This window comes from Magnetovibrio sp. PR-2, from assembly GCF_036689815.1.
In the GTDB taxonomy this organism is placed as follows: domain Bacteria; phylum Pseudomonadota; class Alphaproteobacteria; order Rhodospirillales; family Magnetovibrionaceae; genus Magnetovibrio.
The window spans coordinates 435,190-458,914 of sequence record NZ_JBAHUR010000002.1 but is presented as its reverse complement, the minus strand read 5'-3'; the positions used below and the strand labels follow the sequence as shown (position 1 = coordinate 458,914).

The following is a 23,725-nucleotide window of genomic DNA, read 5'->3' as shown; positions in this document are numbered from 1 at the left end:
TTTCGCAATCCGCGAAGGCGGCCGTACCGTCGGCGCCGGTGTTGTCTCCAAAGTTACGGATTAAGGAAACGGAAAATCCCCGCTCAGGTTTGGGCGGGGACTTCCACTGTTAGGGTTCAAAACATGGAACACCAAAACATTCGCATCCGCTTGAAAGCGTTTGATCACCGCGTACTGGATCAGTCCGCTGGTGAGATTGTGAACACGGCGAAGCGCACTGGCGCTGAAGTTCGTGGTCCGATCCCGCTTCCGACCCGGATCGAAAAATTCACTGTCTTGCGCGGCCCGCACATCGACAAAAAGTCGCGCGAACAGTTCGAAATGCGCACGCACAAGCGTGTGTTGGATATCGTTGACCCCACTCCGCAAACCGTGGACGCGCTGATGAAGCTCGACCTCGCCGCCGGTGTGGACGTTGAAATTAAACTTTAACTGAACCATTAAGCCTCTATAGAAAAGGCTTAGGGAAAGGGACCAATGCGTACCGGATTAATCGCCCAAAAGGTTGGTATGTCCCGCGTCTTTAAAGACGATGGCACTCACGTTCCCGTGACCGTGCTAAAAGTGGACAATTGCCAAGTCGTGGCGCAGAAGACCGAAGAAAAGGATGGCTACACGGCCCTCCAACTCGGTGTCGGCGCTGCCAAAGCCAAACGCCAAACGAAGGCCCAACGTGGTCACTTCGCCAAAGCTAAGGTTGAACCCAAAAAGAAACTCGCTGAATTCCGCGTGCCGGCTGATGCGTTTGTGGATGTTGGTGCTGAACTCGCCGCCAGCCACTTCGTTGACGGTCAGTACGTTGATGTGACCGGCTCTTCTATCGGTAAAGGTTTTGCCGGTGGTATGAAACGCCACAACTTCGGCGGCCTGCGCGCGTCACACGGCGTGTCCATCTCTCACCGTTCTCACGGCTCCACCGGCCAATGCCAAGACCCAGGTAAGGTCTTCAAAGGCAAAAAGATGGCTGGTCACATGGGTGCTGAACGCGTCACCACGCTGAACCTCGAAGTCGTCTCTACCGACGACGATCGCGGCCTGATCTTGGTTAAGGGCTCCGTGCCCGGTTCCGCAGGCGGCTTTGTTCTGGTTCGCGACGCTGTGAAAAAGAACGCCCCGGAAGGTCTTCCGTTCCCAGCAGCTACGCTGGGCGGCGCTGAAGAAGCACCGGCTGAAGAAGCTCCGGCAGCTGAAGCAGCTGCTGAAGGCGAGGAGTAAGATAAATGAAACTCGATGTAATCAGCCTCGATAACAAAAAATCCGGCAGCGTCGATCTCGACGAAGCGATCTTCGGTCTGGACGTTCGTTCCGACTTGTTGGCTCGCGCCGTGAACTGGCAGCTCGCCAAACGCCGTCAAGGCACGCACGCGGTCAAAGGCCGCACCGACGTGTCCGGTGGTGGTAAGAAGCCGTTCCGCCAAAAAGGTACGGGTTCCGCGCGTCAAGGTACGTCTCGTGCGCCGCAACACCGTGGTGGTGGCGCCGTTTTCGGCCCGACCCCGCGTTCTTACGAGCACAAGCTGCCGAAGAAAGTCCGTAAACTGGCTCTGAAAACCGCACTGTCCGCCAAGCAAGCCGAAGGCAAGCTGGTGGTGGTCGACACCGCAGAGCTGTCCGCACCGAAAACCGCTGATCTGAACAAAAAACTGGCCGCTCTCGGTTGGGGTTCGGCTCTGGTCATCGACGGCGCGGAAGTAAACCAAAACTTCGCATTGGCTGCGGGCAATATCATCGGTCTCGATGTTCTGCCGAGCCAAGGCGCGAACGTATACGACATCTTGCGTCACGACACTTTGGTGCTGACCCAGGACGCCGTATCCAAGCTGCAGGAGCGTTTGAAATGAGCGTGAGCAAGGAACGTATGTACGAAGTTCTGCGTCGTCCTCTCATCACTGAGAAAGCGACGCTGCTGAGCGAGCACAACCAGGTGGCTTTCGAAGTCGCTATGGATGCTTCCAAGCCGGAGATCCGCGCTGCCGTTGAAGGTCTCTTCAACGTCAAAGTGACGGGCGTGAACACCCTGGTCCAAAAGGGCAAGGTTAAAGTGTTCCGTGGCCGCAAAGGCAAACGTGACGATAAGAAAAAAGCTATCGTCACTTTGGCCGACGGCGACTCCATTGATGTGACCACTGGCGTCTGAGGAATATAAAGTCATGGCACTGAAAACATATAAACCGACGACACCGAGCCAACGTAACCTGGTTACTGTTGATCGCTCAGGCCTACACAAAGGTGCACCGGAAAAAAGCCTGACCGAAGGTCTGCGCAAAAACGGTGGCCGCAACAACACGGGCCGCATCACCGCACGTCGTATCGGCGGTGGTCACAAGCGTCGCTATCGCATCATCGACTTCAAACGCAACAAGTTCGACGTTGTCGGCACTGTTGAGCGTTTGGAGTATGACCCCAACCGCACCGCTTTCATCGCACTGATCCAGTACGAAGACGGCGAAAAGGCGTACATCATCGCGCCGCAACGTTTGGCCGCAGGCGACACCATCGTCGCTGGCACCAACGTTGACATCAAGCCGGGCAACGCGTTGCCGCTGGCCAACATCCCTGTCGGCACCATTATCCACAACGTGGAAATGAAACCGGGCAAGGGTGCACAAATTGCACGCAGCGCAGGCGCTTACGTGCAATTGGTCGGTAAAGACCAAGGCTACGCTCAGCTGCGTTTGATGTCCGGTGAGTTGCGCTTGGTTCGCGGTGAATGCATCGCCACGATTGGCGCTGTGTCCAACCCGGATCAGCAAAACATCAAAGTGGGTAAAGCCGGCCGCAAACGCTGGCTTGGCAAACGCCCGAGCGTTCGTGGTGTTGCCATGAACCCGGTTGATCACCCGCACGGTGGTGGCGAAGGCCGCACCGCTGGTGGTCGTCACCCGGTTACGCCTTGGGGCAAGCCCACCAAAGGCAAGCGCACTCGTAAGAACAAGAAGACGGACGGCATGATCATGCGCCGCCGTCACGGTAAGTAGGAGAGGCACAGATGCCGCGTTCCGTATGGAAAGGTCCGTTCGTTGACGGCTATCTGCTCAAGAAAGCAGAAGCAGCCCGTGACGCCGGCCGCAATCAGGTCATCAAAACCTGGTCGCGTCGTTCCACCATTTTGCCGCAGTTTGTGGGCCTCACTTTTGGTGTCTACAACGGCAAGAAATTTGTCCCCGTTCTGGTGACCGAAGAAATGATCGGCCACAAGTTTGGCGAATTTTCGCCGACCCGCACGTACTTGGGTCACTTGGCGGACAAGAAGGGTAAGAGGGGCTAATCATGGGTAAGACTAGCTTTGCACGCCCCATAGGCGACAATGAAGCCATGGCTTTCGCGAAAATGATTCGCGTCAGCCCGCAAAAGCTCAACTTGCTTTGTGGCATGATCCGTGGCAAAAGCTGCGAAAGTGCACTGGGCCAATTGACCTTCTCGAAACGCCGCATCGCGGTCGACGTGAAGAAGCTTTTGGAATCCGCCATTGCTAACGCTGAAAACAACCACCAGCTGGACGTTGATCGTCTCTATGTCGCAGAGGCCACTGTTGGCCGCGCCATGGTGATGAAACGCTGGAAAGCTCGTGCACGTGGCCGCGTTGGTAAAATTCAAAAACCGTTCAGCAATTTGCGCCTCATCGTGCGTGAGCGTGAGGAGACCGCATAATGGGACATAAGATTAATCCGATCGGCTTCCGTGTTGGTATCAACCGCACATGGGATTCGCGTTGGTACGCCGACAGCAATTTTGCCGATCTGCTTCATCAAGACATCAAGATCCGTGAATACCTGACCGAAAAGTTGAAACAGGCCAGCGTATCCAAGATCATCATCGAACGCCCGGCGAAAAAAGCCCGCGTTACCATTTACTCCGCCCGTCCGGGTGTTGTGATTGGTAAGAAAGGTGCCGATATCGAAAAACTGCGCCGCGAAGTCGCTCGTATGACCGACTCCGACGTCAGCCTCAACATCGTTGAAGTCCGCAAGCCGGAACTCGACGCACAGTTGGTGGCCGACAACATCGGACAGCAGCTCGAACGCCGTGTATCCACCCGCCGTGCCCTGAAGCGCGCCGTTCAATCGGCGATGCGTATGGGCGCTGAAGGTATCCGTATCAACTGCGCAGGCCGTTTGGGCGGCGCGGAAATCGCTCGTACCGTTTGGTACCGCGAAGGCCGTGTTCCGTTGCACACCCTGCGTGCCGAAGTGGATTATGCGACGGCTTCCGCGCACACCACGTACGGCGTATGCGGTATCAAAGTTTGGATCTACAAAGGCGAAATCCTCGCCCACGATCCGATGGCGACCGAAAAGAAAGCCCAGGCGCAGCAACCGCAGCAGCGTCAAGGTTAAATTAATAACTAGAAGGTAAAGGGTAGCAGACAATGCTGAGCCCCAAACGTACTAAGTTCCGTAAAGCCCACAAGGGCCGCATCCATGGCAATGCCAAGGGTGGATTTACGCTCAACTTCGGCAGCTATGGCCTCAAAGCCACGTCGCCGGAACGCGTGACTGCGCGCCAAATCGAGGCCGCTCGCCGTGCCATGACCCGTCACATGAAACGTGCCGGTCGTGTATGGATCCGCATCTTCCCGGATGTGCCCGTGTCCCAAAAACCTGCCGAAGTTCGTCAGGGTAAAGGTAAGGGTTCTCCGGAATACTGGGCGTGCCGCGTGAAACCCGGCCGCATCATGTTCGAAATCGACGGTGTTTCCCGTGAAATCGCTGAACGCGCTTTCGAATTGGCAGCTGCAAAGTTGCCGGTAAGCACCAAATTCGTAACCCGCTTCGGCGAGGAGGGCTAATCGATGAAAGCGTCAGATATCCGCACGAAGAGCGACGACGAGCTCAAGACGCAGCTGATCGACTTACGCAAAGAGTCCTTCAACCTGCGTTTCCAAGGCGCCAGCGGTCAATTGGAAAACACCGCGCGTAAAACTCAAGTCCGTAAGGACATTGCGCGCATCAAAACGATCCTCGGCGAGCGCTCAAGCGCGTCCGCGTCTTAAGGAGTATAGAGAATGCCGAAGCGTATTCTTCAGGGTGTCGTGGTTAGCGACAAGCAAGACAAAACGGTTACCGTTCTGGTCGAGCGCCGCGTGATGCACCCGATCTACAAAAAGTACGTGCGTAAATCTAAAAAATATGCCGCGCACGACGAAAACAATGCTGTGAAAGCAGGCGAAATTGTTCGCATCCGCGAATGCCGTCCGCTCTCTAAGCGCAAGACTTGGGAAGTTGTCACTGAGTCTGCTTAAAGCACGTTGCTTTGGGCAGAGACCGTGACACGGAATAAAGGATAAACCCATGATTCAGGCAGAATCCAATCTGGAGGTTGCTGACAATTCGGGCGCTCGCCGGGTGCAATGCATCAAGGTGTTGGGTGGTTCGAAGCGTAAGTATGCTTCCGTCGGCGATGTGATCGTCGTTTCCGTTAAGGAAGCGATCCCACGTGGTCGAGTCAAAAAGGGTGACGTGCACCGCGCTGTTGTGGTGCGCACGGCTAAGGACATTCAACGTCCGGACGGCCAAACCATCCGTTTTGATAACAACGCAGCTGTTCTTCTGAACAACGCAGGCGAGCCCATCGGCACCCGTATCTTCGGCCCGGTGACCCGCGAACTGCGTGCGAAGAAGTACATGAAAATTATCTCTCTGGCACCCGAGGTGTTGTGATGGCGAGCAAAATCAAAAAAGGCGACAAAGTCGTCGTGCTCACGGGTCGCTCCAAGGGTAAAACCGGCGAAGTGCTGAGTGTTGAGCCGAGCGAGAACCGTGCAATCGTGCAGGGCGTGAACGTTGTCAAACGTCACACCCGTCCCTCCCAGATGTCCGAAGGTGGCATTGTTGAGAAAGAAGCTCCGATTGATCTTTCCAACATCGCTCACATCGATCCGAAAGACGACAAGCCCACGCGCGTCGGTTTCAAGGACGTCGATGGCCGCAAGGTGCGCTTCGCTAAGCGTTCCGGCGAGCTTTTGGATTAAGGAAGGACTTAAGATATGGCACGCTTGAAACAAGTGTATAGCGAACAGGTCGTTCCGGCTTTGCAAGAGGAGTTCAACTACGCGAACCCGATGCAAATTCCGAAGCTGGAAAAAATCGTTCTCAACATGGGTGTTGGCGAAGCGGCTCAGGACAAGAAAAAGATCGAAGGTCCGATCTCTGACTTGACCCTGATCACCGGTCAAAAACCCGTAAAAACCAAATCCGCCAAGTCCATCGCTGGCTTTAAGCTGCGCGACGGACAGGTTATCGGCGCCAAGGTTACCTTGCGTAAAGATCGCATGTACGAATTCTACGATCGTCTGGTCAACATTGCGTTGCCCCGCGTTCGTGACTTCCGCGGTGTGAACGGCAAGGGCTTTGACGGCAATGGCAACTTCGCCATGGGCCTCAAAGAACAGATCGTCTTCCCGGAAATCGACTACGATCAAGTCGATAGTGTCCGCGGTATGGACATCGTGATCTGCACCTCGGCCAAAAACGATGAAGAAGCAAAAGCTCTGCTTCGTCTGATGAACATGCCGTTTGCCGGCGAGACTGGAGGCAATGCGTAATGGCTAAGAAATCTGCTATCGAGCGCAACAACAAGCGTGAACGCCTGGTCAAGAAGTACGCGAACAAGCGTGCGAAATTGAAAGCGATGACCAAAGACGAAAGCTTGTCTTTGGAAGAGCGCTTCCAGGCACAGTTGCAACTGGCTGAATTGCCGCGCAACTCTGCACAAAATCGTCTCCGTCTGCGTTGTGGCCTTTCCGGTCGCCCGCGCGGTAACTATCGTAAATTTAAGCTCTCGCGCATCGCACTGCGTGATCTGGCTTCGACGGGTCAAATCCCCGGCGTCGTCAAATCGAGCTGGTAAGGGGAGACAGACACATGTCCATGTCAGATCCTTTGGGTGATATGCTGACCCGTATTCGCAATGGCCAGATGGCTTCCAAGTCCTCTGTTATTGCGCCCGCATCCAAGTTGCGCGCCAACGTGCTTGACGTTCTCAAGCGCGAAGGCTTTATCCGCAGCTTCGAAGAAAGTGAATCCCGTCCGGGCTTGCGCGAACTGAAGATCGAGCTGAAATACCACGAAGGTCAGCCCGCCATTCAGGAAATCGCGCGCGTGTCCAAACCGGGCCGTCGTGTGTATTCGAAGATCAAAGACCTGAACAAGGTCTACAACGGTCTTGGTATTTCCATCATCTCCACCCCCCGTGGCGTCATGTCCGACGCCGAGGCTCGCGAAGCCAATGTGGGCGGTGAAGTTCTTTGCCAAGTCTTCTAAGGGGGAATACTGAATATGTCTCGTATCGGTAAAAACCCCGTCCAGATCCCCGATGGCGTTAGCGTCGAAGTTTCTGGTCAGACTGTCACTGCCAAGGGCAAGCTGGGCGAACTGTCCGCGACCTTGACCGATGACGTTGACGTTTCCGTCAACGACAACGAAGTCAAAGTCGACCCGCGTGAGGGTGCACCGCGTGCACGCCAAATGTGGGGCATGTCTCGCTCCTTGATCCGTAACTTGGTCGAAGGCGTTTCCGAAGGCTTTAAAAAGCAACTGCTGATCAGCGGTGTCGGTTATCGCGCTCAAATGAAGGGTAAAGACTTGGTGCTGCAGCTTGGCTTCAGTCACGAAGTTGTCTACTCCCTTCCCGAAGGCATCGACATCAAGTGCCCCGATCAAACCACGATCGATATCTCTGGCGCCAACAAACAATTGGTTGGTCAGGTTGCCTCTGAAATCCGTGGTTATCGCCCGCCCGAGCCCTACAAAGGCAAAGGTGTCCGTTACGCAGATGAATACATTCTGCGTAAGGAAGGCAAGAAGAAGTAAGGTAGGAAACCCATGGCAAACGCGAAAAAACTTTTTGAGCGTCGCAAGCAACGTGCTCGCGCTCAACTCGCTAAAAAGGCCGCAGGGCGTCCGCGCCTCTCGGTCTTTCGCTCCGGCAAATACATTTACGCTCAGGTCATCGATGATCTGAAAGGCCACACGGTTGCTGCGGCTTCCAGCATTGAGAAGGACCTGAAGTCCAAACTCAAATCTGGCTCTGACAGCACCGCTGCAGCCGAAGTCGGCAAACTTGTTGCCGAGCGTGCAGTAAAAGCCGGTATCACCGATGTGGTCTTCGACCGCGGTGGTTATCGTTATCACGGCCGGGTCAAAGCCCTGGCTGACGCAGCCCGCGAAGCCGGTCTGGCGTTCTAAGGAGAGTAAGATGAATCAACCTGCTCAAAAACGTGATCGTCAGCGTGGTGACCGCCGTGATCGTGAACAAGACGATGGTCTGATCGATCGTTTGGTCGGCATCAACCGTGTTTCCAAAGTTGTGAAGGGTGGTCGTAACTTCTCGTTCGCTGCTCTGGTTGTTGTCGGCGACGGCAAAGGCCGCGTTGGTTTCGGTACGGGCAAAGCCCGTGAGGTTCCGGAAGCCATCCGCAAAGCAACCGACACCGCCAAAAAGAACATGGTTCGTGTTCCGCTGCGCGAAGGTCGTACGCTGCACCACGACGTGCAAGGTCGCTACGGCGCCGGTCGCGTGGTTCTGCGCTCCGCACCTCCGGGTACCGGTGTGATTGCAGGTGGCCCAATGCGTGCCATCTTCGAAACCATGGGTGTTCAAGACGTCGTTTGTAAATCCAACGGCTCTCAGAACCCGCACAACATGATCAAAGCGACGTTTGACGCGCTCAACCGCTGCGCATCGCCGCGTAGCGTTGCATCGCGCCGTGGCCTCAAGGTGAGCGACATTGTCTCTCGCCGTGGCGACGAAGCTTAAGGAGTAGACCCATGGCTGCGAATAAAAAAGCAACCGTTAAGGTGACCCAAACGGGCAGCCCCATCGGCCGCCCGAAGGATCAGCTCGCGACCCTCAAAGGTCTGGGCCTGAACAAAATGCACCGTACCAAAGAACTTGAAGACACGCCGTCCGTTCGCGGCATGATCAACAAAGTTGCTCACTTGGTACGTGTCGAAGAAGCCTCTTAAGGCTTTTTGGATAGGGATTAGAGACTATGAAGCTCAATCAGATCAGCGATAACGCGGGTTCCACCAAGAACCGCAAACGCGTTGGCCGCGGTATCGGTTCCGGTACCGGCAAAACCGCTTCACGTGGTGTAAAAGGCCAGAAGTCCCGCTCGGGTGTTTCGCTCGTCGGCTTTGAAGGTGGCCAAATGCCCCTGTATCGTCGTTTGCCGAAGCGTGGCTTCAACAACATTTTTGCCAAGAACTTCGCGGTGTATAACCTCGACGATCTGCAAAAACACGTTGATAGCAAAAAGATCGACGTCAAAGGCGTGGTCAGCGCAGCGACGTTGCGTGAAGCTGGATTGTTGAAAGGTCGTTACGACGGCATTCGCATCCTGGCGCGCGGCGAGATCAAAGCGAAGCTGAACATCGAAGCAGCAGGCGCCTCCAAAGCAGCTCAAGCAGCTGTCGAGAAGGCTGGTGGCTCCATCACCATTGTTGCCGTCAAACCTGCCCCGGCTGAAAAAGCCGCGGACGCTTAATTCAACGTAGAGAACGCGCCGGAGACGACCGAACATGGCTTCAGCTGCCGACAAAATGGCTCGCAACTCGAATTTGGGTGCCTTTCAAAAGGCCACCGAACTTCAAAAACGCATCTGGTTCACACTGGGTGCGTTGATCGTGTACCGCTTGGGGACGTATATCCCCTTGCCGGGCATCGATCCTGTTGCGCTGGAAGAAATCTTCCGCCAAAACGCTGGCGGCCTTTTGGGCATGTTCGATATGTTTACCGGTGGTGCGCTCTCGCGTATGACCATTTTTGCGCTCAACATCATGCCGTACATCTCGGCATCCATCATCATGCAGCTTATGACGGCGATTTCGCCTTCTCTTGAGCAGCTGAAGAAGGAAGGTGAGAGCGGGCGCAAGAAAATCAACCAATACACCCGTTACCTGACGGTCGCCATCACCATGATGCAGGCCTACGGTATTGCCGTGGGGCTAAGCTCCATGTCGGGCGGTCAAGCTGTCTTGAACGACGACTGGTTCTTCCGTTTCACCACGGTGGTGACCTTGACGGGTGGTACGATGTTCTTGATGTGGTTGGGTGAACAAATCACCCAGCGCGGTGTGGGCAACGGGATCTCATTGATCATCTTTGCCGGTATCGTCGCCAACCTGCCAAGTGCCGTTGCCGGCACCTTGGAGTTGGGCCGCACAGGCGCACTTTCGACCATCTTCATCATCGGCCTGCTGGTTATGGCTATTGGCGTGATCTTCTTGATCGTGTTCGTCGAACGCGCTCAACGTCGCATCATCGTTCAATATCCCAAACGCCAGCAAGGCAACAAGATGTCCGGTGGTGAAAGTTCTCACTTGCCCTTGAAAATCAATACGTCGGGCGTTATCCCGCCGATTTTCGCGGGCTCTATTTTGGGCCTCCCCGTGACCATTTTGGGCTTCAGCGCTGCTGGCTCTGGACCTGAATGGGTGACCACGTTGACGGCATTGATGGGGCGCGGACAACCCGCGTATCTGATCATCTATGTTGCGTTGATCGTGTTCTTTGCATTTTTCTATACGGCCGTTGTGTTCAATCCTGCGGATACCGCCGATAACTTGAAAAAGTATGGTGGTTTTGTTCCGGGCATTCGTCCGGGCAAGAATACAGCCGAATATTTGGACAAAGTTTTGACGCGCCTCACCGTTGTTGGTGCTGCGTATCTGGCGGCCGTTTGTCTTTTGCCTGAGATTTTGATGTCGCAATACGCCGTGCCGTTCTATTTCGGTGGTACGTCTTTGCTCATCGTTGTCACTGTGACCCTCGATACGGTCGCACAGGTACAGTCCCACATGCTGGCTCACCAGTATGAGGGTTTGATCAAAAAAGCAAAGCTACGGGGAAGGAGCTAAAACCCATGAATTTGATTCTTTTAGGCCCGCCGGGTGCCGGTAAAGGTACCCAGTCCAAACGTTTGGAAGACAAGTTTTCCATCGTCCAATTGTCCACCGGCGATATGCTGCGTGCCGCCGTTGCCTCCGGCAGCGAAATCGGCCAGCAAGCCAAGGCAGTTATGGAATCTGGCGGTCTTGTGTCGGACGAGCTGGTTATCGGCATCATTTCCGACCGTATCGATCAGGATGACTGCAAGGGCGGTTTCATCCTCGACGGTTTCCCGCGCACCGTGCCCCAGGCAGAAGCGCTGAACACAATGTTGGCTGAGAAGTCCCTGAAACTCGATCACGTGATTGAGCTGACGGTGGACGACGAAGCCATGGTGGAACGAATCTGCGGACGCTATACGTGCTCCAAATGCGGTGCCGGTTATCATGATTCGTTCCAAAAACCTGCCACGGACGGAGTCTGTGATAAGTGCGGTTCTACTGATTTCACCCGCCGCGCTGATGACAACGAAGAAACCGTGCGCAACCGCTTAACGCAATACCATGAACAAACCGCGCCCATCTCCAATTTCTACGGAGAACAGGGCATTTTGAAGCAAGTTGACGGGATGGCGGACATCGATGCCGTGACCTCGTCACTAGAGAACATTATCGGTTGAAAGACTTCGTGTTGACAGGAAGGCGCGATTTCTTATAATCGCGCTCTTCCTTAACACTATTCAACGCGAAGCCTTTGAAAACCAAAGGCTAAGGAGTACTGGCTTTGGCTCGAATCGCAGGCGTTAACATTCCGACCGCTAAACGTGTCGTGATTGCGCTCACTTACATCCACGGCATTGGCAACACCAAGGCTGCGGAAATCTGCGCGAAGGTTGGCATCCCGGCTGAGCGCCGTGTCAACGAACTGACTGACGACGAAGTCATTCAGATTCGCGAAACTATCGACAACGACTACCAGGTCGAAGGTGACCTGCGTCGTGAAGTCGCAATGAACATCAAGCGTTTGATGGACTTGGGCTGCTATCGCGGTCTGCGCCATCGTCGCGGTTTGCCGGTTCGCGGTCAGCGCACCAGCACCAACGCACGCACGCGCAAGGGCCCCGCTAAGCCCATTGCCGGTAAGAAGAAATAAGGGGCTGAGCAATGGCTAAAGCAACCGCAGCACGCACACGCCGTCGCGAGCGCAAAAACATCGCTTCTGGTGTTGCACACGTCAACGCGACGTTCAACAACACCATGATCACCATCACGGACGCCCAAGGAAACGCAATTTCCTGGTCTTCTGCTGGTGCTCAAGGTTTCAAAGGTTCGCGTAAATCGACACCGTATGCCGCACAGATGGCAGCGGAAGATGCCGGCAAAAAAGCACAAGACCATGGCATGCAGACTCTTGAAGTCGAAGTCAAAGGTCCTGGTTCTGGACGCGAATCTGCTCTGCGTGCTCTGCAGGCAGTTGGGTTCACAATCACGTCCATTCGTGACGTGACGCCGATCCCGCACAATGGGTGCCGTCCGCGCAAACGTCGTCGTGTCTAACGGCGCCGCTTAAGCGGGCTGTCCGTTCGCGGACAAATATTTTAGTACGACCCCAGCCTCTGCTGGGGTCGGCAATTTAGGTTAGGGTCCCTAGGCTTTTCTGGGGTCCCATTTATGCATTAACGTGCAGGCGCGAGGTCACAGCCGTGATTCAAAAAAATTGGCAGGAACTGATCAAACCGACGAAACTTGAAGTGGAAAGTGGGCACGATGCCACGCGTTCCGCAAAGGTCGTCGCCGAACCGCTGGAACGCGGGTTCGGTCTGACGTTGGGCAATGCCCTGCGTCGTATTTTGCTTTCGTCTCTTCGTGGTGGTGCCGTTACGGCGATCCATGTTGACGGCGTGTTGCATGAATTTTCGTCCATCCCCGGCGTTCGCGAAGATGTCACCGACATCATCTTGAACATCAAAGGTATGGGTCTGAAGGTTCACTCCGAAGGCAAAAAGAAAATGACCTTGTCGGTCGAAAAACCGGGTGAAATCACCGCGGGTATGATCGACACCGGTTCCGAAATCGAAGTGATGGACCCGGATTTGGTTCTCTTCCATTTGGACGAGGGCAAAAAGGTCAACATGGAATTCACGGTTGATACCGGCAAAGGTTATGTGGCGGCTCAAGAAAACCGCCCCGAAGACCCGCCCATCGGCCTGATTCCCATCGACGCCGTGTTCTCTCCGGTCAACAAAGTCAGCTACAAGATCGACAACACGCGTGTTGGTCAAGAAACCGACTTGGACAAGCTGGAACTGAGCGTTGAAACCAACGGTTCGGTCACGCCGGAAGATGCCGTAGCTTTGGCTGCACGCATTTTGCAAGAACAACTGCGTTTGTTCATCAACTTTGATGAGCCCGAAGTTGCCGCTGCCGAAGAGGAAGTCCGCGACGAGCTGCCGTTCAACAAGAACTTGCTGCGCAAAGTCGACGAACTGGAGCTTTCCGTTCGTTCTGCGAACTGCCTCAAAAACGACAACATCATCTACATCGGCGATTTGGTTCAAAAGACCGAAGCCGACATGCTGCGCACCCCGAACTTCGGCCGCAAATCTCTGAACGAGATCAAAGAAGTTCTGGCGCAGATGGGTCTGCACTTGGGTATGGATATCCCCAACTGGCCGCCTGAAAATATTGAAGATCTGGCGAAAAAGCTCGAAGAGCCGTTCTAATCCACGCTCAGCTTCTTTGAAAGACTTCGGACCGCACCGGTCCATCTGGACGTACCCGCACAGTTGTGCGGGGCGTTCCAGTTTTTAGAAATCTGTCCCGACCAAGATTGGCGGGCAGGAACAAAAATAGGAGATACCGTCATGCGTCACGGTTTGAAACTACGTAAACTGAACCGCACCCACAGCCACCGTAAGGCTATGTTTTCGAACATGGTGGTGTCTTTGATCGTTCACGAGCAGATCAAAACCACGCTGCCCAAAGCCAAAGAAATGCGTTCCATCGCGGACAAAATGATTTCTCTGGGCAAACGCGGCGATCTGCACGCCCGTCGCCAAGCTTTTGCTTTCATGCGCGACGAAGCTGCTGTGGCAAAACTGTTCGACGTTTTGGCTGACCGCTACAAAGAACGCCCGGGCGGTTACACCCGTGTTCTCAAAGCCGGTTTCCGCTACGGCGACGCCGCTCCGATGGCCTACTTGGAGCTGATGGACCGCGATCCGGAAGCCAAAGGCGCCGCCGACAAAGCCCGCGTGGCTGCAGAAGCGGAAGCTGCTGACGAAGAATAAGTCTGTGTCCTCAGAACTGAGGCTTTGACCAGAATGAGGAGCCAGCGCGATTAGCGTTGGCTCCTTTTTTGATCTTCACCATTTACGTGCCTGATTTTGCATATGGGTCACATGCGTGGTCGCGATTCCAGTTGTACTCTGCCCAGTTGGTAATTTGCTCGGCAGTTTCGATATCATGCATGCGTGCGATGGCGGCAAGGCTCATGTCCATGCCTGCCGACACCCCAGATGAGGTGAAGAACTTTCCATCTTCAGCCCATCGGGCTTTGTGTTGCCATTTGACCTGAGGGCGGTTCCCGACAACCCAATCGAAGGCTAATTTGTTGGTGGTGGCGGAACGCCCATCCAAAAGTCCCGTTTTGGCGAGAAGGGCGCTCCCTGTACAGACCGTTAAAACCCATTGTGCTGCATGGGCGCGCTCTTTTAGCCAATTGAGTAAGGCTTGATTGTTAATTTCATGCCGCGTTCCTTTTCCTCCGGGTACAAGAATGACGTCAAAGTCGGTCATGTCTTTGAACGTTGCATCCGCCAGAACGCAGGGGCCTTGTTTGCTTTGCACATGGACGCCTGATTGCGAGACGAGCTTCAATTCGAAGTTGTTGGGCAGCATTCCGAACATTTCTAGCGGACCAAAAAGATCCAGAAGTTCGAAGTCGGGGAATATCAGCGCACCAAGTGTTCTCATTTCCGTTCGTTCTCCATATATGCACTAGCCAGTAAAGGGTATGCATACATGAAGAGGGGGGCGACCGTATGACAAACAAGAGGGCTTTTTCTTTTTCGTGAAGAACCCAGCTTTCGCATGGAAAATGAAGCGAAATTCGCTATGCTCAAAACTCCAGACTTTACCCCTGAAATCCAATAGAGAGTCCGTGCATATGTTCTTGGTCAAGGCCACCCGTTTGATTGTCCTGCTCAGCGTGTTTGTGGCCGTATCGGCCCAGGCTGAAACCAAAACCGTTCCGGCGACACAAAACCAAATCGTGCTGTCGTATGCGCCATTGGTGAAAGAAACGGCACCGGCTGTGGTCAACATCTATACGTCCAAGACCATCCGGTCCAGCCGCCGCATGCCGCTGTTCGACGATCCGTTCTTTCGCCGCTTTTTCGGTGATCAGGCGCAGCGCTCCGTACCGGGGCCGAAACGCAAGGTGCAGAACTCTTTGGGCTCGGGCGTGTTGATCAGCCCCGCAGGCTTGGCCGTGACCAACGTGCACGTCTTAGAAGGCGCGGAAGAAATCAAAGTCGTCTTGAACGACCGTCGGGAATTCAGTGCGCGGGTGCTGGGTAAGGATAAACGCACCGACTTGGCCTTGATCCAGCTGGCGCTCGATAATGGGGAACATCTGCCGTTCTTAAAGCCCAGCGATTCCGATAAAGTCGAGGTGGGAGATTTGGTTCTGGCCATCGGCAACCCGTTCGGTGTGGGCCAAACGGTCACCAGCGGCATCGTTTCGGCCTTGTCGCGCCGGTCTTCGGTTTCGGACTTAAATTCCTTCATTCAAACCGACGCCGCCATCAACCCCGGCAATTCGGGCGGGGCTTTGGTGGACGTGAAGGGGCGTTTGATCGGCATCAACACGGCAATTTTCACGAAAACTGGGGCATCCCACGGCATCGGCTTCGCTATTCCCGCCAACATGGTGACGCGTGTGGTCTCCAGCCTGGTTACCAACGGCAACGTGGTTCGTCCGTGGTTGGGGGCTCGCGGCCAAGGGGTCAGCGCCGACATTGCGGAAAGCATCGGCATGAAGCGTCCTTACGGCGTGATGATCACCAGTGTTTATCCGGGCGGTCCGGCGGCGCGCAGCGGCATGAAGCTGGGCGATATCTTGCTCACCATCAACGACAAGGAAATCCGCGACGGGCAAGACCTGCGCTTTAAGGTGGCAACGCTTCCGGCCCAGGGTTTCGCCAAGCTGGGCGTGATGCGTCGCGGCGGGTTGAAGCAGCTCACCATTGCCTTAGAAGCCCCGCCGGCGATGCCGCCCAAAAATGAAACCATGATCCGGGGCCGCAATCCGTTCCAAGGGGCCGTGGTGGCGAATTTGTCGCCTAAGCTCGCCGACGAATTGGGCTTTGTGCATGAAAAGACCGGTGTCATCGTCATGGCGTTGGAGCGCAAAGGCAACGCGTCGCGCATTGGGTTTGAACGCGGTGATATCATTTTGCAAGTCAACGGCACGGATGTTGTCAATGTGCGCACGCTTTTGGGTATGGTGGGCAAAACGCCCACAGCCTGGATTATCCGCATAGAGCGCGACGGCCAGGAAAGAAACATCGTCATCCGTTAAAATGAGGCGTGAGACGTGAGCTCACTGTTCGAAGATCAGGCCCCCAGGCCTTTGGCAGACCGGTTGAGACCGAACACTTTGGACGAAGTGGTCGGCCAGGGCCATTTGCTGGCCGAAAGTGGTCCCTTGGGGCGCATGGTCAAAGCGGGACGCCTCACCAGCTTGGTCTTGTGGGGGCCGCCCGGTACGGGCAAAACCACCATTGCGCGGCTTTTGGCCCAGCATACCCAGCTCTATTTCGAGCCCCTGTCGGCGGTGTTTTCCGGCGTGGCAGATTTGAAAAAGGTCTTCCAGCGGGCCAAGGAACGGCGCGATATGGGCCAAGGGACACTGCTGTTCATCGATGAAATCCATCGCTTCAACCGCGCCCAACAGGACGGCTTTTTGCCCTATGTGGAAAACGGCACGGTGATCTTGGTGGGGGCGACCACGGAAAACCCGTCGTTTGAGCTCAACGCCGCCCTGTTGTCCCGCGCCCAGGTGTTGGTTTTGAACCGCCTGGACGATCATGCATTGGAAGAACTGCTTCAGCGCGCCGAAGACATTACGGGCAAAGGCCTGCCCATTGACCAAGACGCCCGCGCGGCTCTGCGCGCCATGGCGGACGGAGACGGGCGCTATTTGTTGAATTTGGCCGAAGAACTCTTGGCGCTTCCGGACGGTTCAAGTCCGCTTTCAACGGAGGACTTGGCCAGCGTGGTGCAAAAGCGCCTGCCGCTGTACGACAAGTCCCAAGAAGGCCACTACAATCTGATTTCAGCCCTGCATAAGTCGCTGAGGGGCTCTGACACCGATGCGGCGCTGTATTGGTTTGCGCGGATGCTGGACGGCGGGGAAGACCCGCATTTTATAGCGCGGCGCCTCACGCGCTTTGCCGTCGAAGACATCGGTCTGGCCGACCCCAATGCCTTGAACCAAGCCATTGCCGCATGGCAGGCATATGAACGTTTGGGAAGTCCCGAAGGAGACCTTGCCCTGGCTCAGTTGGTGATCTATCTGGGCACCGCACCAAAATCCAACGCGGCCTACATGGCAGAGAAGGGGGCCAAGCGCGCAGCACGCGACACCGGGTCCTTGATGCCGCCCATGCACATCTTGAACGCGCCGACAAAGATGATGAAGGATTTGGGTTATGGTAAGGGCTATGACTACGACCACGACGCTCAGGACGGCTTTTCCGGGCAAAACTACTTTCCAGACGAGATGGGGCGTCAGCGCTTCTACAGGCCCAAGGAAATCGGCTTTGAGCGCGACATTGGCAAACGTCTGGCGTATTGGGATAAACTGCGCGTGAAAAAGAAACCGCACCCGGCCCCCGAAGAGGAAGCCGCCGCCGCGCAAAACGCCATCAACGCCGATCATGATGAAGATGAAGGGGGCGAGACGTGAATCCGCAACTTCTGCTGTTTGTCGCCCTGGGCGGCGCCATTGGGGCTGTGGGGCGATTCGTCACCATGTCGGCCGTGGGGCATGTGGCGCACACGTTTGGCTGGGCGGCGTTCCCTTGGGGGACCTTGGCGGTCAACGTGTTGGGGGCGTTCATTTTGGGCGCGGTCATCGAACTTTCGGCCCTGGTTTGGTCGCCGTCAGAAGACATCCGCGCCATGGTCGTGGTCGGAATGCTTGGCGCTTTCACAACGTTTTCAACGTTTTCCATGGATCTCTACTACTTGTTTGATCGCGGCCAGATGATGGCGGCGGGCGCGTATGCTGTGGGCTCGGTCCTGGTGTGCTTGCTGGCCTTTGCGGCTGGGTTGCACATCATGCGCATGATTTTGACCTAAAACGTATGGATTCAATCTCTGGGTTGCATCTGCACATTAAACCAAAGTATGTTTGCGCTGCGTCAGACGTCCGGATAGGACGATTGAATGAGAGTGATTAACTGGAGCCAAGACTTATGTGTCGGCGTTGAGGAAATCGACGTGGACCATCAAAGCTTGGTGAAGTATCTCAACGAGCTGTTTATTGCATGCTCTGCAGGCCAGGGGCCTGTGGTGCTGAAAAGCACGCTTCAACACGTCAAAGACTACACCCGCACCCACTTCGCCCACGAAGAAGACGTGATGCGCAAGATCAAGTACCCCGATATCGATGTGCATGTGCACGAACATGCCTATCTGATTTCCGAGTTGGATGATTTGATCGAGGCCTTTGAACACGACCCCAATCACGATCTCAGCAACAAAACGCTGCAGTTTTTGGAAGATTGGTTGCTGCACCACATTTTGCAAGAAGACAAGAAAATCGGCAAGTTCATGGGCGCGATTGACTGAGAACGCTGAGCACCTTAAGGTCCGCCCTTCCTGAATATGAACGGACGGAACAATGAGCGGCGTGCAAACCGTCGAGGTCAAAGCCGAAGACGATGGCTTGCGTCTCGATAAATGGTTCAAAAAACACTATCCGGGTTTGACCTTTGGGCGGCTGCAAAAGCTGTTGCGCAAGGGCGAAGTGCGTGTGGACGGCAAAAAGGCCAAAGAGCCCAAAATCCGGCTGGAACAGGGCCAAAGCGTCCGCGTCCCCCCCTTGGACCGTGAAAAGAACGCCCAAGCCGCGCCCAAAACCCAAGACCAACGGGTCAGCCGCGAAGACGCCGAAGCGATCCGGTCCTGGGTCCTGCACGAAGACCAGCACGTGATCGTGCTCAACAAACCGTCCGGCATCGCCGTTCAGGGTGGCAGTGGTACAAAACGCCACATCGACGGCATGTTAGAGGCCCTGAAAGGGGACCGCCCCGAAAAGCCGCGCTTGGTGCACCGCATCGACAAAGACACATCGGGGCTCTTGGTCCTTGCGCGTAGCCAAAAGGCCGCCCAGGCGTTGACCAAGGCCTTTCGGACCAAAGACGTGCGCAAGGCTTATTGGGCCATCGTAGTGGGTGTTCCGGAACGCGAAGAGGGGCGCATCGAATTGCCCCTGGGTAAGCGTCCGTCCCCGGGCGGCGAGAAGATGGTGGTCGACCCATATGAGGGTAAACGCGCCGTCACCGAATTTAAAACCATCGACAACGCTGGCAAGCGTGCCGCGTGGGTGGAGATGGAACCGATCACGGGGCGCACACACCAACTGCGCGTGCACATGACCGCGATTGAAACGCCGATTTTGGGCGACGGAAAATATGGCGGGCAGGAGGCTTTTTTGTCGGGCTTGGAAGACGCGAAACAGCTCCACTTACATGCCCGCGCCATCCGTTTTCCCCATCCGGGTGGAGGACAGCTGGAACTGATTGCACCGTTGCCCAAACATATGGAAGAGACTTGGGCCTATTTCGGCTTCGATGTGCCTTCGGCACCGGATCCGTTTTCGGACGATCTCGTTTAAGTTTCGCATAATCTTATCGCAAAATGCGAATAACCAAGCTCTGTAGTTGGTTATTCGCATTTTGCATGCGTGTGCAACACGTCATGCACTTAGTGTAAGTGTTTGATTTAATTTTATTCATGTTACTTTTTCCTGTTTGGCACAGGGGTTGCTGATATCCATACATAACAATATGGAAACCCCCATGTCCACACGCCGTTATTCCCACTCTGCCCCTGCCGCCATGGCTCAGGCTTTTGCGTTCTCCCCCACCTCTTGCGCATTTGCCTTGGCTGTGGCGGCCTCCCTTTTGGCCGGGCCGGCGTTGGCCGATACGCCGACCCCTCAGGACAAGATCGGAGAGTTGGTCAAGATGTATCTGCCTGGCACCGCGACGCACAGACCTCAGGTGGACAGCCATGAAGCCATCCGCCTGACGGGGGCCTGTGTGGACGGCAACATTGTGTTCCGCGCAAAAAATGGCGCGAAATCCTGGACCGGGCGGGGCTATGTTCAAGTGACGGACGCGCGTTCAGGTGAAGTGTTGCATGAACGCTTTTTGCGTATGGGTGCGGGGCAATCGGCATCCTTTAGAGTTTATCAAAATGCCGAACAATCAATGCATTACAGCATGAAGGTCACGTTACCTCTTAACTCTGTGACGTATGTGCGTGGTTTCCGCGGGCGTTGTGCCGCGCCGGATCTTGACGTCGTGAATGCAAGGCGTTGAATTCTCAGGAAAACTAAGCCACAGTGGGTGTGCCAGACGCTTGAAGAACCGGTACACCCGGCAAAGGTCACATGCGAATATTGCTTGTCGAAGACAATTTGCGGCTCTCCAGCCTCGTTCGGCGCGGACTGGAAACTGAAGACTTCACGGTTGATGGCTTCGGAACGCTGGCTGACGCCCGCGAGGCCCTGGACATGGCCCCTTATGATTTGATGATTTTGGACTTAGGCCTGCCCGATGGCGATGGCCTGGATTTGCTTAAATACATCCGCGATCAAAACAACTCCTTGCCCGTTATGGTTTTAACCGCCCGCGATGGTGTGGACGATCGTGTGCGCGGATTGAATGCAGGGGCGGACGACTATTTGTTGAAACCTTTCGCCGTGGAAGAATTGACCGCCCGGGTGCGGGCTCTCTTGCGCCGTCCAGACGGTGTATTGGGGGTAAGCCTAAACGCAGGCAATGTGGAATTCGACACGGTCTCGCGTGAGGTCCGGGTTGGCGGCAATATCGTCAAGGTTTCACGCAAGGAACTGTCGGTTTTGGAAATGTTGCTGCGTCGGGCCGGCAAGGTCGTGCCCAAGGACGGACTGGAAAGCAAACTCTATGGCTTTGATGAAGAGGTTTCGCCCAATTCCGTAGAGGCGCATATTTCGCGGTTGCGCAAGCGGCTCACGCAGGCTGGGGCTTCGGTCAGTATTCATACTCTGCGGGGTGTGGGGTATCTGCTGTCCGACGAGAATAAGGGCTAAAGAGGTGCAAAACCACAAACACCTCGTTTTAAAGTTGGCAGCGCTCAGCCTGGGCTTGACCTTGCTGTTGGCGGTGTTGTGGGTGTTGCAGGGCGAAGAGCTCTTCTTTGCGAAGATGGGGTGGGTCCCCGACGAAACCACGTACGCTTATATGAACGGCTATCATGTTGGTTTAGCGCTCTGCGCGTCGTGTTTTGCCATTTTGGTGTATTCCTTATTGGTTCCGACGTTGCTCAAAGAGTTGCGTGACAAGGAAAACACGGTTTTCAAAGCCAAGGCTGAGCATATGCACTTTGCCGCAGACGTCGCCCACGAATTGCGCACACCGTTGGCTGTGATGCGTGCCCACCTAGATTGCTTGGAAGACCAAGAATCGGCCAAACAGCTCAGTGAGGATGTCACGCGCATGTCGCGCATTGTCGATCAAGTTATGGCGCGCAATCACATTGAGCGATTGGAGCTATCGCCCAACGATGTCATGGATCTCTCTGAAATCGTTGGCGACGTGGCATCTTACCTGGCGCCGCTGGTGATCAAAGAGGGGCGTTCCATCGAAGTTTTAAACGGTGACACCCCCATTTTTGTTAACGCCAACGCGTTTGCCATCGACTTGGCGCTCCGCAATATGGTGGAAAATGCCATACGATACAGTGCGCGCGGCTCGACCATCACCATTAAGATACTGCCTGATGGGGACGGTGTTGGCCAAGGTCTGGTCGGGGTTCAGGTGATTGATCGCGGGCAGGGTGTTCCAGAAGAAAAACGCGAAGTTATTTTTCAGCGATTCCAAAGAGCAGACCGACGCGGGGACGGCACGGGCCTTGGTTTATCCATTGTGCGTCGTGTTGCGGAAGCTCACCACGGCACCATCAGTGTCGGGGATACGCCCGGCGGTGGTGCAACTTTTACCATGTGCTTGCAAAAAGCGTAGATAATCCCCTTCTAGTGCATTGAAAGTGCTTGAATTAACCATCGCTTAATTAGGGTTTTTCCTTCCTGTCAGGTAGTTGTCAGCTTGCGCGTGTTTAATCCGTAATAGGCGCTAAAACAGACAGTGAGATTCTCTATTTCTCGGCTTTCTGACTTTGGCGTTGGGCGACCCCCCGGTCGTTCAAACACAAGGTAGACTGTTGATGAAACTCAAACAAAAAATTAAATTGTGCTCAGCAGCTTTTGCCGCCACCGCTTTACTCGGATTGGCTTCTGGCGACACTTTGGCGGCTTCCGCCGACAGTGCCCGTTCAGCTGAGGTTGCTGTGTCTCCTCCCAACTTTTTGCAGTTGGAAATTACCAGTACTTGCACGGACAAAGGTGCGGTGTTCAAAATCGTCAACCGTGGCGCCAAATGGCCGCGGACCGGATTTTTGCGCCTTTACCATGCAGATAACAAATCCATGATCGGCGAACGCCGCCTGCGCCTTGCGCCCAGCCAAAAGGTATCGTTCGTGGTCAAACGCAAAGTTATGAAAGACCGTCCGGTGGCCGTATGGATCGAACCGGAATGGTACAAACGTGATATGGAGTACGACGCTTCCGTCACGTGTAAGTGATGTACGACAAATTGAGTTTCCATGGCCTCTCTTCATTGTCTGGCGCCCCATAGAGGTCATGGAATATGCAGCTGGGTCCCTTGCGTGGGCCGCAAAGGACCCAGCAGCAAGCCACAGGTTTAAATGAGACATCAAAAGACGTCCGGCCTAGGTTTGTGTTCTTGAGAATATAAGAATTCCACGGCCTCTCTCATTGTCTGGCGCCCCATAGGGGTCGTGGATTTACCACCGGGTTCTAAGCGTGGGCCGCAAGGAACCCGGTGGCCTTATGACAAAGCCGCAGGTGATCAGTTCATCTGCGGCTTTTGTATTGCCTCATTTGGGGTGGCGTTGGTGGAGAAATGGGGCCACAATAAAAGTTATGAGATAAGGAGATGTGAGATGATCGACTGGACCGACAAGTTATCCGTAGGCAACGAAGCCATTGACAATGATCACAAGCATCTCATTAAACTGATCAACGCCTATGAACGGGTGGTTGCCAAGGAAAACTACGACCTACTGAGCCCGGCGTTCGACAGCTTAGAGCAATACGCCAACGAACACTTTATTCGCGAAGAAACCTTGATGGAGGCCGTGCACTATCCGCACAGGGCTTCCCACCGCGATGCCCACAACGAACTGCTCAAATCCGTGCGTGAAATGCACAAGCGCATCGATGAGCACAAAAACGTGCACATTGATGAGCTATCCACCTTTTTACATGATTGGCTGATCGAGCATGTCATTAAAGAAGACATGCAGCTCAAGCCTTATGTCACGGGTGGACGGAGCGACACCTTAACGCCTCAGCTTTGATCTCAAGACGAAGATCACCTGCTGTGTAATTTCAAGTACGCAGCTTTGCGTTGCGCGTGCCATGCGTACAAATATTCTTTTTGGGGTTGATTTTTTGTAATAATCACAAAAGGTGTGTGGAGGTTTTGATGTATTTCCTATTATAAACATCATATAATTCACGCTCATACTTCAGCGCT

Annotated in this window: 38 protein-coding genes; 37 read left to right on the top strand and 1 reads right to left on the bottom strand. The window is 54.8% G+C overall.

Translation table 11 applies throughout. The annotated features are described in order from the left end of the window. The first annotated feature begins 123 nt into the window (after positions 1-123). From rpsJ to rplQ, 27 genes are all read left to right on the top strand, one after another. Positions 124-432: a 30S ribosomal protein S10 gene (gene rpsJ / locus V5T82_RS04855; protein ID WP_332894465.1), complete on the top strand. Its 309-nt coding sequence runs from the start codon at positions 124-126 to the stop codon at positions 430-432. A gap of 45 nt (positions 433-477) precedes the next feature. Beyond that, on the top strand, positions 478-1,215 hold the full coding sequence (rplC, locus tag V5T82_RS04850; protein WP_332894464.1) for a 50S ribosomal protein L3: 738 nt from the start codon (positions 478-480) through the stop codon (positions 1,213-1,215). A gap of 5 nt (positions 1,216-1,220) precedes the next feature. Continuing rightward, positions 1,221-1,841, top strand: a complete 621-nt coding sequence (rplD, locus tag V5T82_RS04845) for a 50S ribosomal protein L4 (protein ID WP_332894463.1) — start codon at positions 1,221-1,223, stop codon at positions 1,839-1,841. Beyond that, entirely contained in the window at positions 1,838-2,137 is a 300-nt protein-coding gene (locus V5T82_RS04840; RefSeq protein WP_332894462.1) for a 50S ribosomal protein L23, read from the top strand. Before rplD ends, V5T82_RS04840 begins: the two co-directional genes overlap by 4 nt. 13 nt (positions 2,138-2,150) lie before the next feature. Then, complete coding sequence (gene rplB, locus V5T82_RS04835; RefSeq protein ID WP_332894460.1) at positions 2,151-2,978, top strand: 50S ribosomal protein L2; 828 nt, start codon at positions 2,151-2,153, stop codon at positions 2,976-2,978. A gap of 11 nt (positions 2,979-2,989) precedes the next feature. Beyond that, entirely contained in the window at positions 2,990-3,268 is a 279-nt protein-coding gene (rpsS, locus tag V5T82_RS04830; protein ID WP_332894459.1) for a 30S ribosomal protein S19, read from the top strand. A gap of 2 nt (positions 3,269-3,270) precedes the next feature. Beyond that, positions 3,271-3,651 (top strand): 50S ribosomal protein L22, encoded by a 381-nt coding sequence (gene rplV, locus V5T82_RS04825; protein WP_332894458.1) that lies wholly within the window; start codon positions 3,271-3,273, stop codon positions 3,649-3,651. Continuing rightward, positions 3,651-4,337, top strand: a complete 687-nt coding sequence (gene rpsC / locus V5T82_RS04820; RefSeq protein ID WP_332894457.1) for a 30S ribosomal protein S3 — start codon at positions 3,651-3,653, stop codon at positions 4,335-4,337. The genes rplV and rpsC overlap by 1 nt, the downstream gene beginning before the upstream one ends. A gap of 32 nt (positions 4,338-4,369) precedes the next feature. Next, positions 4,370-4,789: a 50S ribosomal protein L16 gene (gene rplP / locus V5T82_RS04815; protein WP_332894456.1), complete on the top strand. Its 420-nt coding sequence runs from the start codon at positions 4,370-4,372 to the stop codon at positions 4,787-4,789. 3 nt (positions 4,790-4,792) lie between these two features. Beyond that, positions 4,793-4,993, top strand: a complete 201-nt coding sequence (rpmC, locus tag V5T82_RS04810; protein ID WP_332894455.1) for a 50S ribosomal protein L29 — start codon at positions 4,793-4,795, stop codon at positions 4,991-4,993. Between the two features lie 12 nt (positions 4,994-5,005). Continuing rightward, on the top strand, positions 5,006-5,242 hold the full coding sequence (rpsQ, locus tag V5T82_RS04805) for a 30S ribosomal protein S17 (protein WP_332894454.1): 237 nt from the start codon (positions 5,006-5,008) through the stop codon (positions 5,240-5,242). A 49-nt stretch (positions 5,243-5,291) separates the two neighbouring features. Beyond that, entirely contained in the window at positions 5,292-5,660 is a 369-nt protein-coding gene (gene rplN, locus V5T82_RS04800; RefSeq protein ID WP_332894453.1) for a 50S ribosomal protein L14, read from the top strand. Further along, positions 5,657-5,971 carry a 50S ribosomal protein L24 gene (gene rplX / locus V5T82_RS04795; RefSeq protein WP_332894452.1) on the top strand — a complete coding sequence of 105 codons (315 nt, stop codon included), beginning with the start codon at positions 5,657-5,659 and terminating at the stop codon, positions 5,969-5,971. The genes rplN and rplX overlap by 4 nt, the downstream gene beginning before the upstream one ends. Positions 5,972-5,986: 15 nt before the next feature. Continuing rightward, positions 5,987-6,544, top strand: coding sequence for a 50S ribosomal protein L5 (gene rplE, locus V5T82_RS04790; RefSeq protein WP_332894451.1), 558 nt, complete (start codon positions 5,987-5,989; stop codon positions 6,542-6,544). Next, positions 6,544-6,849, top strand: a complete 306-nt coding sequence (rpsN, locus tag V5T82_RS04785; protein WP_332894450.1) for a 30S ribosomal protein S14 — start codon at positions 6,544-6,546, stop codon at positions 6,847-6,849. The genes rplE and rpsN overlap by 1 nt, the downstream gene beginning before the upstream one ends. Before the next feature lie 14 nt (positions 6,850-6,863). After that, positions 6,864-7,262, top strand: coding sequence for a 30S ribosomal protein S8 (gene rpsH, locus V5T82_RS04780; RefSeq protein ID WP_332894449.1), 399 nt, complete (start codon positions 6,864-6,866; stop codon positions 7,260-7,262). A 15-nt stretch (positions 7,263-7,277) separates the two neighbouring features. After that, positions 7,278-7,811, top strand: coding sequence for a 50S ribosomal protein L6 (gene rplF, locus V5T82_RS04775; RefSeq protein ID WP_332894448.1), 534 nt, complete (start codon positions 7,278-7,280; stop codon positions 7,809-7,811). 12 nt (positions 7,812-7,823) lie between these two features. Then, entirely contained in the window at positions 7,824-8,186 is a 363-nt protein-coding gene (gene rplR / locus V5T82_RS04770; protein ID WP_332894447.1) for a 50S ribosomal protein L18, read from the top strand. 10 nt (positions 8,187-8,196) lie between these two features. Beyond that, complete coding sequence (rpsE, locus tag V5T82_RS04765; protein ID WP_332894446.1) at positions 8,197-8,757, top strand: 30S ribosomal protein S5; 561 nt, start codon at positions 8,197-8,199, stop codon at positions 8,755-8,757. Positions 8,758-8,768: 11 nt separating this feature from the next. After that, positions 8,769-8,966: a 50S ribosomal protein L30 gene (gene rpmD / locus V5T82_RS04760; RefSeq protein WP_332894445.1), complete on the top strand. Its 198-nt coding sequence runs from the start codon at positions 8,769-8,771 to the stop codon at positions 8,964-8,966. Between the two features lie 26 nt (positions 8,967-8,992). Then, positions 8,993-9,487, top strand: coding sequence for a 50S ribosomal protein L15 (gene rplO, locus V5T82_RS04755; RefSeq protein WP_332894444.1), 495 nt, complete (start codon positions 8,993-8,995; stop codon positions 9,485-9,487). Between the two features lie 34 nt (positions 9,488-9,521). Continuing rightward, complete coding sequence (gene secY / locus V5T82_RS04750) at positions 9,522-10,859, top strand: preprotein translocase subunit SecY (protein WP_332894443.1); 1,338 nt, start codon at positions 9,522-9,524, stop codon at positions 10,857-10,859. 5 nt (positions 10,860-10,864) lie between these two features. Further along, entirely contained in the window at positions 10,865-11,509 is a 645-nt protein-coding gene (locus V5T82_RS04745; RefSeq protein WP_332894442.1) for an adenylate kinase, read from the top strand. 104 nt (positions 11,510-11,613) lie between these two features. Continuing rightward, complete coding sequence (gene rpsM, locus V5T82_RS04740) at positions 11,614-11,982, top strand: 30S ribosomal protein S13 (RefSeq protein ID WP_332894441.1); 369 nt, start codon at positions 11,614-11,616, stop codon at positions 11,980-11,982. Between the two features lie 11 nt (positions 11,983-11,993). Continuing rightward, entirely contained in the window at positions 11,994-12,386 is a 393-nt protein-coding gene (gene rpsK / locus V5T82_RS04735) for a 30S ribosomal protein S11 (protein ID WP_332894440.1), read from the top strand. Between the two features lie 146 nt (positions 12,387-12,532). Further along, a complete protein-coding gene (locus tag V5T82_RS04730; protein WP_332894439.1) occupies positions 12,533-13,552 on the top strand; it encodes a DNA-directed RNA polymerase subunit alpha in 1,020 nt (339 codons plus the stop codon). 141 nt (positions 13,553-13,693) lie between these two features. Further along, positions 13,694-14,119: a 50S ribosomal protein L17 gene (rplQ, locus tag V5T82_RS04725; protein ID WP_332894438.1), complete on the top strand. Its 426-nt coding sequence runs from the start codon at positions 13,694-13,696 to the stop codon at positions 14,117-14,119. A gap of 82 nt (positions 14,120-14,201) precedes the next feature. Here rplQ and V5T82_RS04720 read toward each other — a convergent pair whose 3' ends face one another. After that, positions 14,202-14,804 (bottom strand): DJ-1/PfpI family protein, encoded by a 603-nt coding sequence (locus tag V5T82_RS04720; protein ID WP_332894437.1) that lies wholly within the window; start codon positions 14,802-14,804, stop codon positions 14,202-14,204. A 193-nt stretch (positions 14,805-14,997) separates the two neighbouring features. Between V5T82_RS04720 and V5T82_RS04715 the strand changes: the two genes are divergently transcribed. The 10 genes from V5T82_RS04715 (at position 14,998) to V5T82_RS04670 (ending at position 23,546) form a co-directional block, all read left to right on the top strand. Continuing rightward, entirely contained in the window at positions 14,998-16,413 is a 1,416-nt protein-coding gene (locus V5T82_RS04715; RefSeq protein WP_332894436.1) for a Do family serine endopeptidase, read from the top strand. A gap of 15 nt (positions 16,414-16,428) precedes the next feature. Beyond that, positions 16,429-17,802, top strand: a complete 1,374-nt coding sequence (locus V5T82_RS04710) for a replication-associated recombination protein A (RefSeq protein ID WP_332894435.1) — start codon at positions 16,429-16,431, stop codon at positions 17,800-17,802. Continuing rightward, a complete protein-coding gene (crcB, locus tag V5T82_RS04705) occupies positions 17,799-18,197 on the top strand; it encodes a fluoride efflux transporter CrcB (protein ID WP_332894434.1) in 399 nt (132 codons plus the stop codon). The genes V5T82_RS04710 and crcB overlap by 4 nt, the downstream gene beginning before the upstream one ends. Before the next feature lie 87 nt (positions 18,198-18,284). Further along, positions 18,285-18,689, top strand: a complete 405-nt coding sequence (locus V5T82_RS04700) for a bacteriohemerythrin (protein ID WP_332894433.1) — start codon at positions 18,285-18,287, stop codon at positions 18,687-18,689. A 52-nt stretch (positions 18,690-18,741) separates the two neighbouring features. Further along, positions 18,742-19,737: an RluA family pseudouridine synthase gene (locus V5T82_RS04695; protein ID WP_332894432.1), complete on the top strand. Its 996-nt coding sequence runs from the start codon at positions 18,742-18,744 to the stop codon at positions 19,735-19,737. Positions 19,738-19,921: 184 nt separating this feature from the next. After that, positions 19,922-20,446, top strand: a complete 525-nt coding sequence (locus V5T82_RS04690; protein WP_332894431.1) for a hypothetical protein — start codon at positions 19,922-19,924, stop codon at positions 20,444-20,446. Positions 20,447-20,517: 71 nt separating this feature from the next. Beyond that, positions 20,518-21,198 (top strand): response regulator, encoded by a 681-nt coding sequence (locus tag V5T82_RS04685; protein ID WP_332894430.1) that lies wholly within the window; start codon positions 20,518-20,520, stop codon positions 21,196-21,198. Between the two features lie 4 nt (positions 21,199-21,202). Next, positions 21,203-22,129: a sensor histidine kinase gene (locus V5T82_RS04680; RefSeq protein WP_332894429.1), complete on the top strand. Its 927-nt coding sequence runs from the start codon at positions 21,203-21,205 to the stop codon at positions 22,127-22,129. Positions 22,130-22,331: 202 nt separating this feature from the next. Continuing rightward, positions 22,332-22,748, top strand: coding sequence for a hypothetical protein (locus tag V5T82_RS04675; protein ID WP_332894428.1), 417 nt, complete (start codon positions 22,332-22,334; stop codon positions 22,746-22,748). A gap of 381 nt (positions 22,749-23,129) precedes the next feature. After that, on the top strand, positions 23,130-23,546 hold the full coding sequence (locus tag V5T82_RS04670) for a bacteriohemerythrin (protein WP_332894427.1): 417 nt from the start codon (positions 23,130-23,132) through the stop codon (positions 23,544-23,546). Positions 23,547-23,725: the final 179 nt, after the last annotated feature.

Excerpts from the sequence above, each read along its gene's own strand:
- rpsJ (WP_332894465.1), top strand. The coding sequence starts at position 124 with ATGGAACACCAAAACATTCGCATCCGCTTGAAAGCGTTTGATCACCGC.
- rplC (WP_332894464.1), top strand. The coding sequence starts at position 478 with ATGCGTACCGGATTAATCGCCCAAAAGGTTGGTATGTCCCGCGTCTTT.
- rplD (WP_332894463.1), top strand. The coding sequence starts at position 1,221 with ATGAAACTCGATGTAATCAGCCTCGATAACAAAAAATCCGGCAGCGTC.
- V5T82_RS04840 (WP_332894462.1), top strand. The coding sequence starts at position 1,838 with ATGAGCGTGAGCAAGGAACGTATGTACGAAGTTCTGCGTCGTCCTCTC.
- rplB (WP_332894460.1), top strand. The coding sequence starts at position 2,151 with ATGGCACTGAAAACATATAAACCGACGACACCGAGCCAACGTAACCTG.
- rpsS (WP_332894459.1), top strand. The coding sequence starts at position 2,990 with ATGCCGCGTTCCGTATGGAAAGGTCCGTTCGTTGACGGCTATCTGCTC.
- rplV (WP_332894458.1), top strand. The coding sequence starts at position 3,271 with ATGGGTAAGACTAGCTTTGCACGCCCCATAGGCGACAATGAAGCCATG.
- rpsC (WP_332894457.1), top strand. The coding sequence starts at position 3,651 with ATGGGACATAAGATTAATCCGATCGGCTTCCGTGTTGGTATCAACCGC.
- rplP (WP_332894456.1), top strand. The coding sequence starts at position 4,370 with ATGCTGAGCCCCAAACGTACTAAGTTCCGTAAAGCCCACAAGGGCCGC.
- rpmC (WP_332894455.1), top strand. The coding sequence starts at position 4,793 with ATGAAAGCGTCAGATATCCGCACGAAGAGCGACGACGAGCTCAAGACG.
- rpsQ (WP_332894454.1), top strand. The coding sequence starts at position 5,006 with ATGCCGAAGCGTATTCTTCAGGGTGTCGTGGTTAGCGACAAGCAAGAC.
- rplN (WP_332894453.1), top strand. The coding sequence starts at position 5,292 with ATGATTCAGGCAGAATCCAATCTGGAGGTTGCTGACAATTCGGGCGCT.
- rplE (WP_332894451.1), top strand. The coding sequence starts at position 5,987 with ATGGCACGCTTGAAACAAGTGTATAGCGAACAGGTCGTTCCGGCTTTG.
- rpsN (WP_332894450.1), top strand. The coding sequence starts at position 6,544 with ATGGCTAAGAAATCTGCTATCGAGCGCAACAACAAGCGTGAACGCCTG.
- rpsH (WP_332894449.1), top strand. The coding sequence starts at position 6,864 with ATGTCCATGTCAGATCCTTTGGGTGATATGCTGACCCGTATTCGCAAT.
- rplF (WP_332894448.1), top strand. The coding sequence starts at position 7,278 with ATGTCTCGTATCGGTAAAAACCCCGTCCAGATCCCCGATGGCGTTAGC.
- rplR (WP_332894447.1), top strand. The coding sequence starts at position 7,824 with ATGGCAAACGCGAAAAAACTTTTTGAGCGTCGCAAGCAACGTGCTCGC.
- rpsE (WP_332894446.1), top strand. The coding sequence starts at position 8,197 with ATGAATCAACCTGCTCAAAAACGTGATCGTCAGCGTGGTGACCGCCGT.
- rpmD (WP_332894445.1), top strand. The coding sequence starts at position 8,769 with ATGGCTGCGAATAAAAAAGCAACCGTTAAGGTGACCCAAACGGGCAGC.
- rplO (WP_332894444.1), top strand. The coding sequence starts at position 8,993 with ATGAAGCTCAATCAGATCAGCGATAACGCGGGTTCCACCAAGAACCGC.
- secY (WP_332894443.1), top strand. The coding sequence starts at position 9,522 with ATGGCTTCAGCTGCCGACAAAATGGCTCGCAACTCGAATTTGGGTGCC.
- V5T82_RS04745 (WP_332894442.1), top strand. The coding sequence starts at position 10,865 with ATGAATTTGATTCTTTTAGGCCCGCCGGGTGCCGGTAAAGGTACCCAG.
- rpsK (WP_332894440.1), top strand. The coding sequence starts at position 11,994 with ATGGCTAAAGCAACCGCAGCACGCACACGCCGTCGCGAGCGCAAAAAC.
- rplQ (WP_332894438.1), top strand. The coding sequence starts at position 13,694 with ATGCGTCACGGTTTGAAACTACGTAAACTGAACCGCACCCACAGCCAC.
- V5T82_RS04720 (WP_332894437.1), bottom strand. The coding sequence starts at position 14,804 with ATGAGAACACTTGGTGCGCTGATATTCCCCGACTTCGAACTTCTGGAT.
- V5T82_RS04715 (WP_332894436.1), top strand. The coding sequence starts at position 14,998 with ATGTTCTTGGTCAAGGCCACCCGTTTGATTGTCCTGCTCAGCGTGTTT.
- V5T82_RS04700 (WP_332894433.1), top strand. The coding sequence starts at position 18,285 with ATGAGAGTGATTAACTGGAGCCAAGACTTATGTGTCGGCGTTGAGGAA.
- V5T82_RS04695 (WP_332894432.1), top strand. The coding sequence starts at position 18,742 with ATGAGCGGCGTGCAAACCGTCGAGGTCAAAGCCGAAGACGATGGCTTG.
- V5T82_RS04690 (WP_332894431.1), top strand. The coding sequence starts at position 19,922 with ATGTCCACACGCCGTTATTCCCACTCTGCCCCTGCCGCCATGGCTCAG.
- V5T82_RS04685 (WP_332894430.1), top strand. The coding sequence starts at position 20,518 with ATGCGAATATTGCTTGTCGAAGACAATTTGCGGCTCTCCAGCCTCGTT.
- V5T82_RS04675 (WP_332894428.1), top strand. The coding sequence starts at position 22,332 with ATGAAACTCAAACAAAAAATTAAATTGTGCTCAGCAGCTTTTGCCGCC.
- V5T82_RS04670 (WP_332894427.1), top strand. The coding sequence starts at position 23,130 with ATGATCGACTGGACCGACAAGTTATCCGTAGGCAACGAAGCCATTGAC.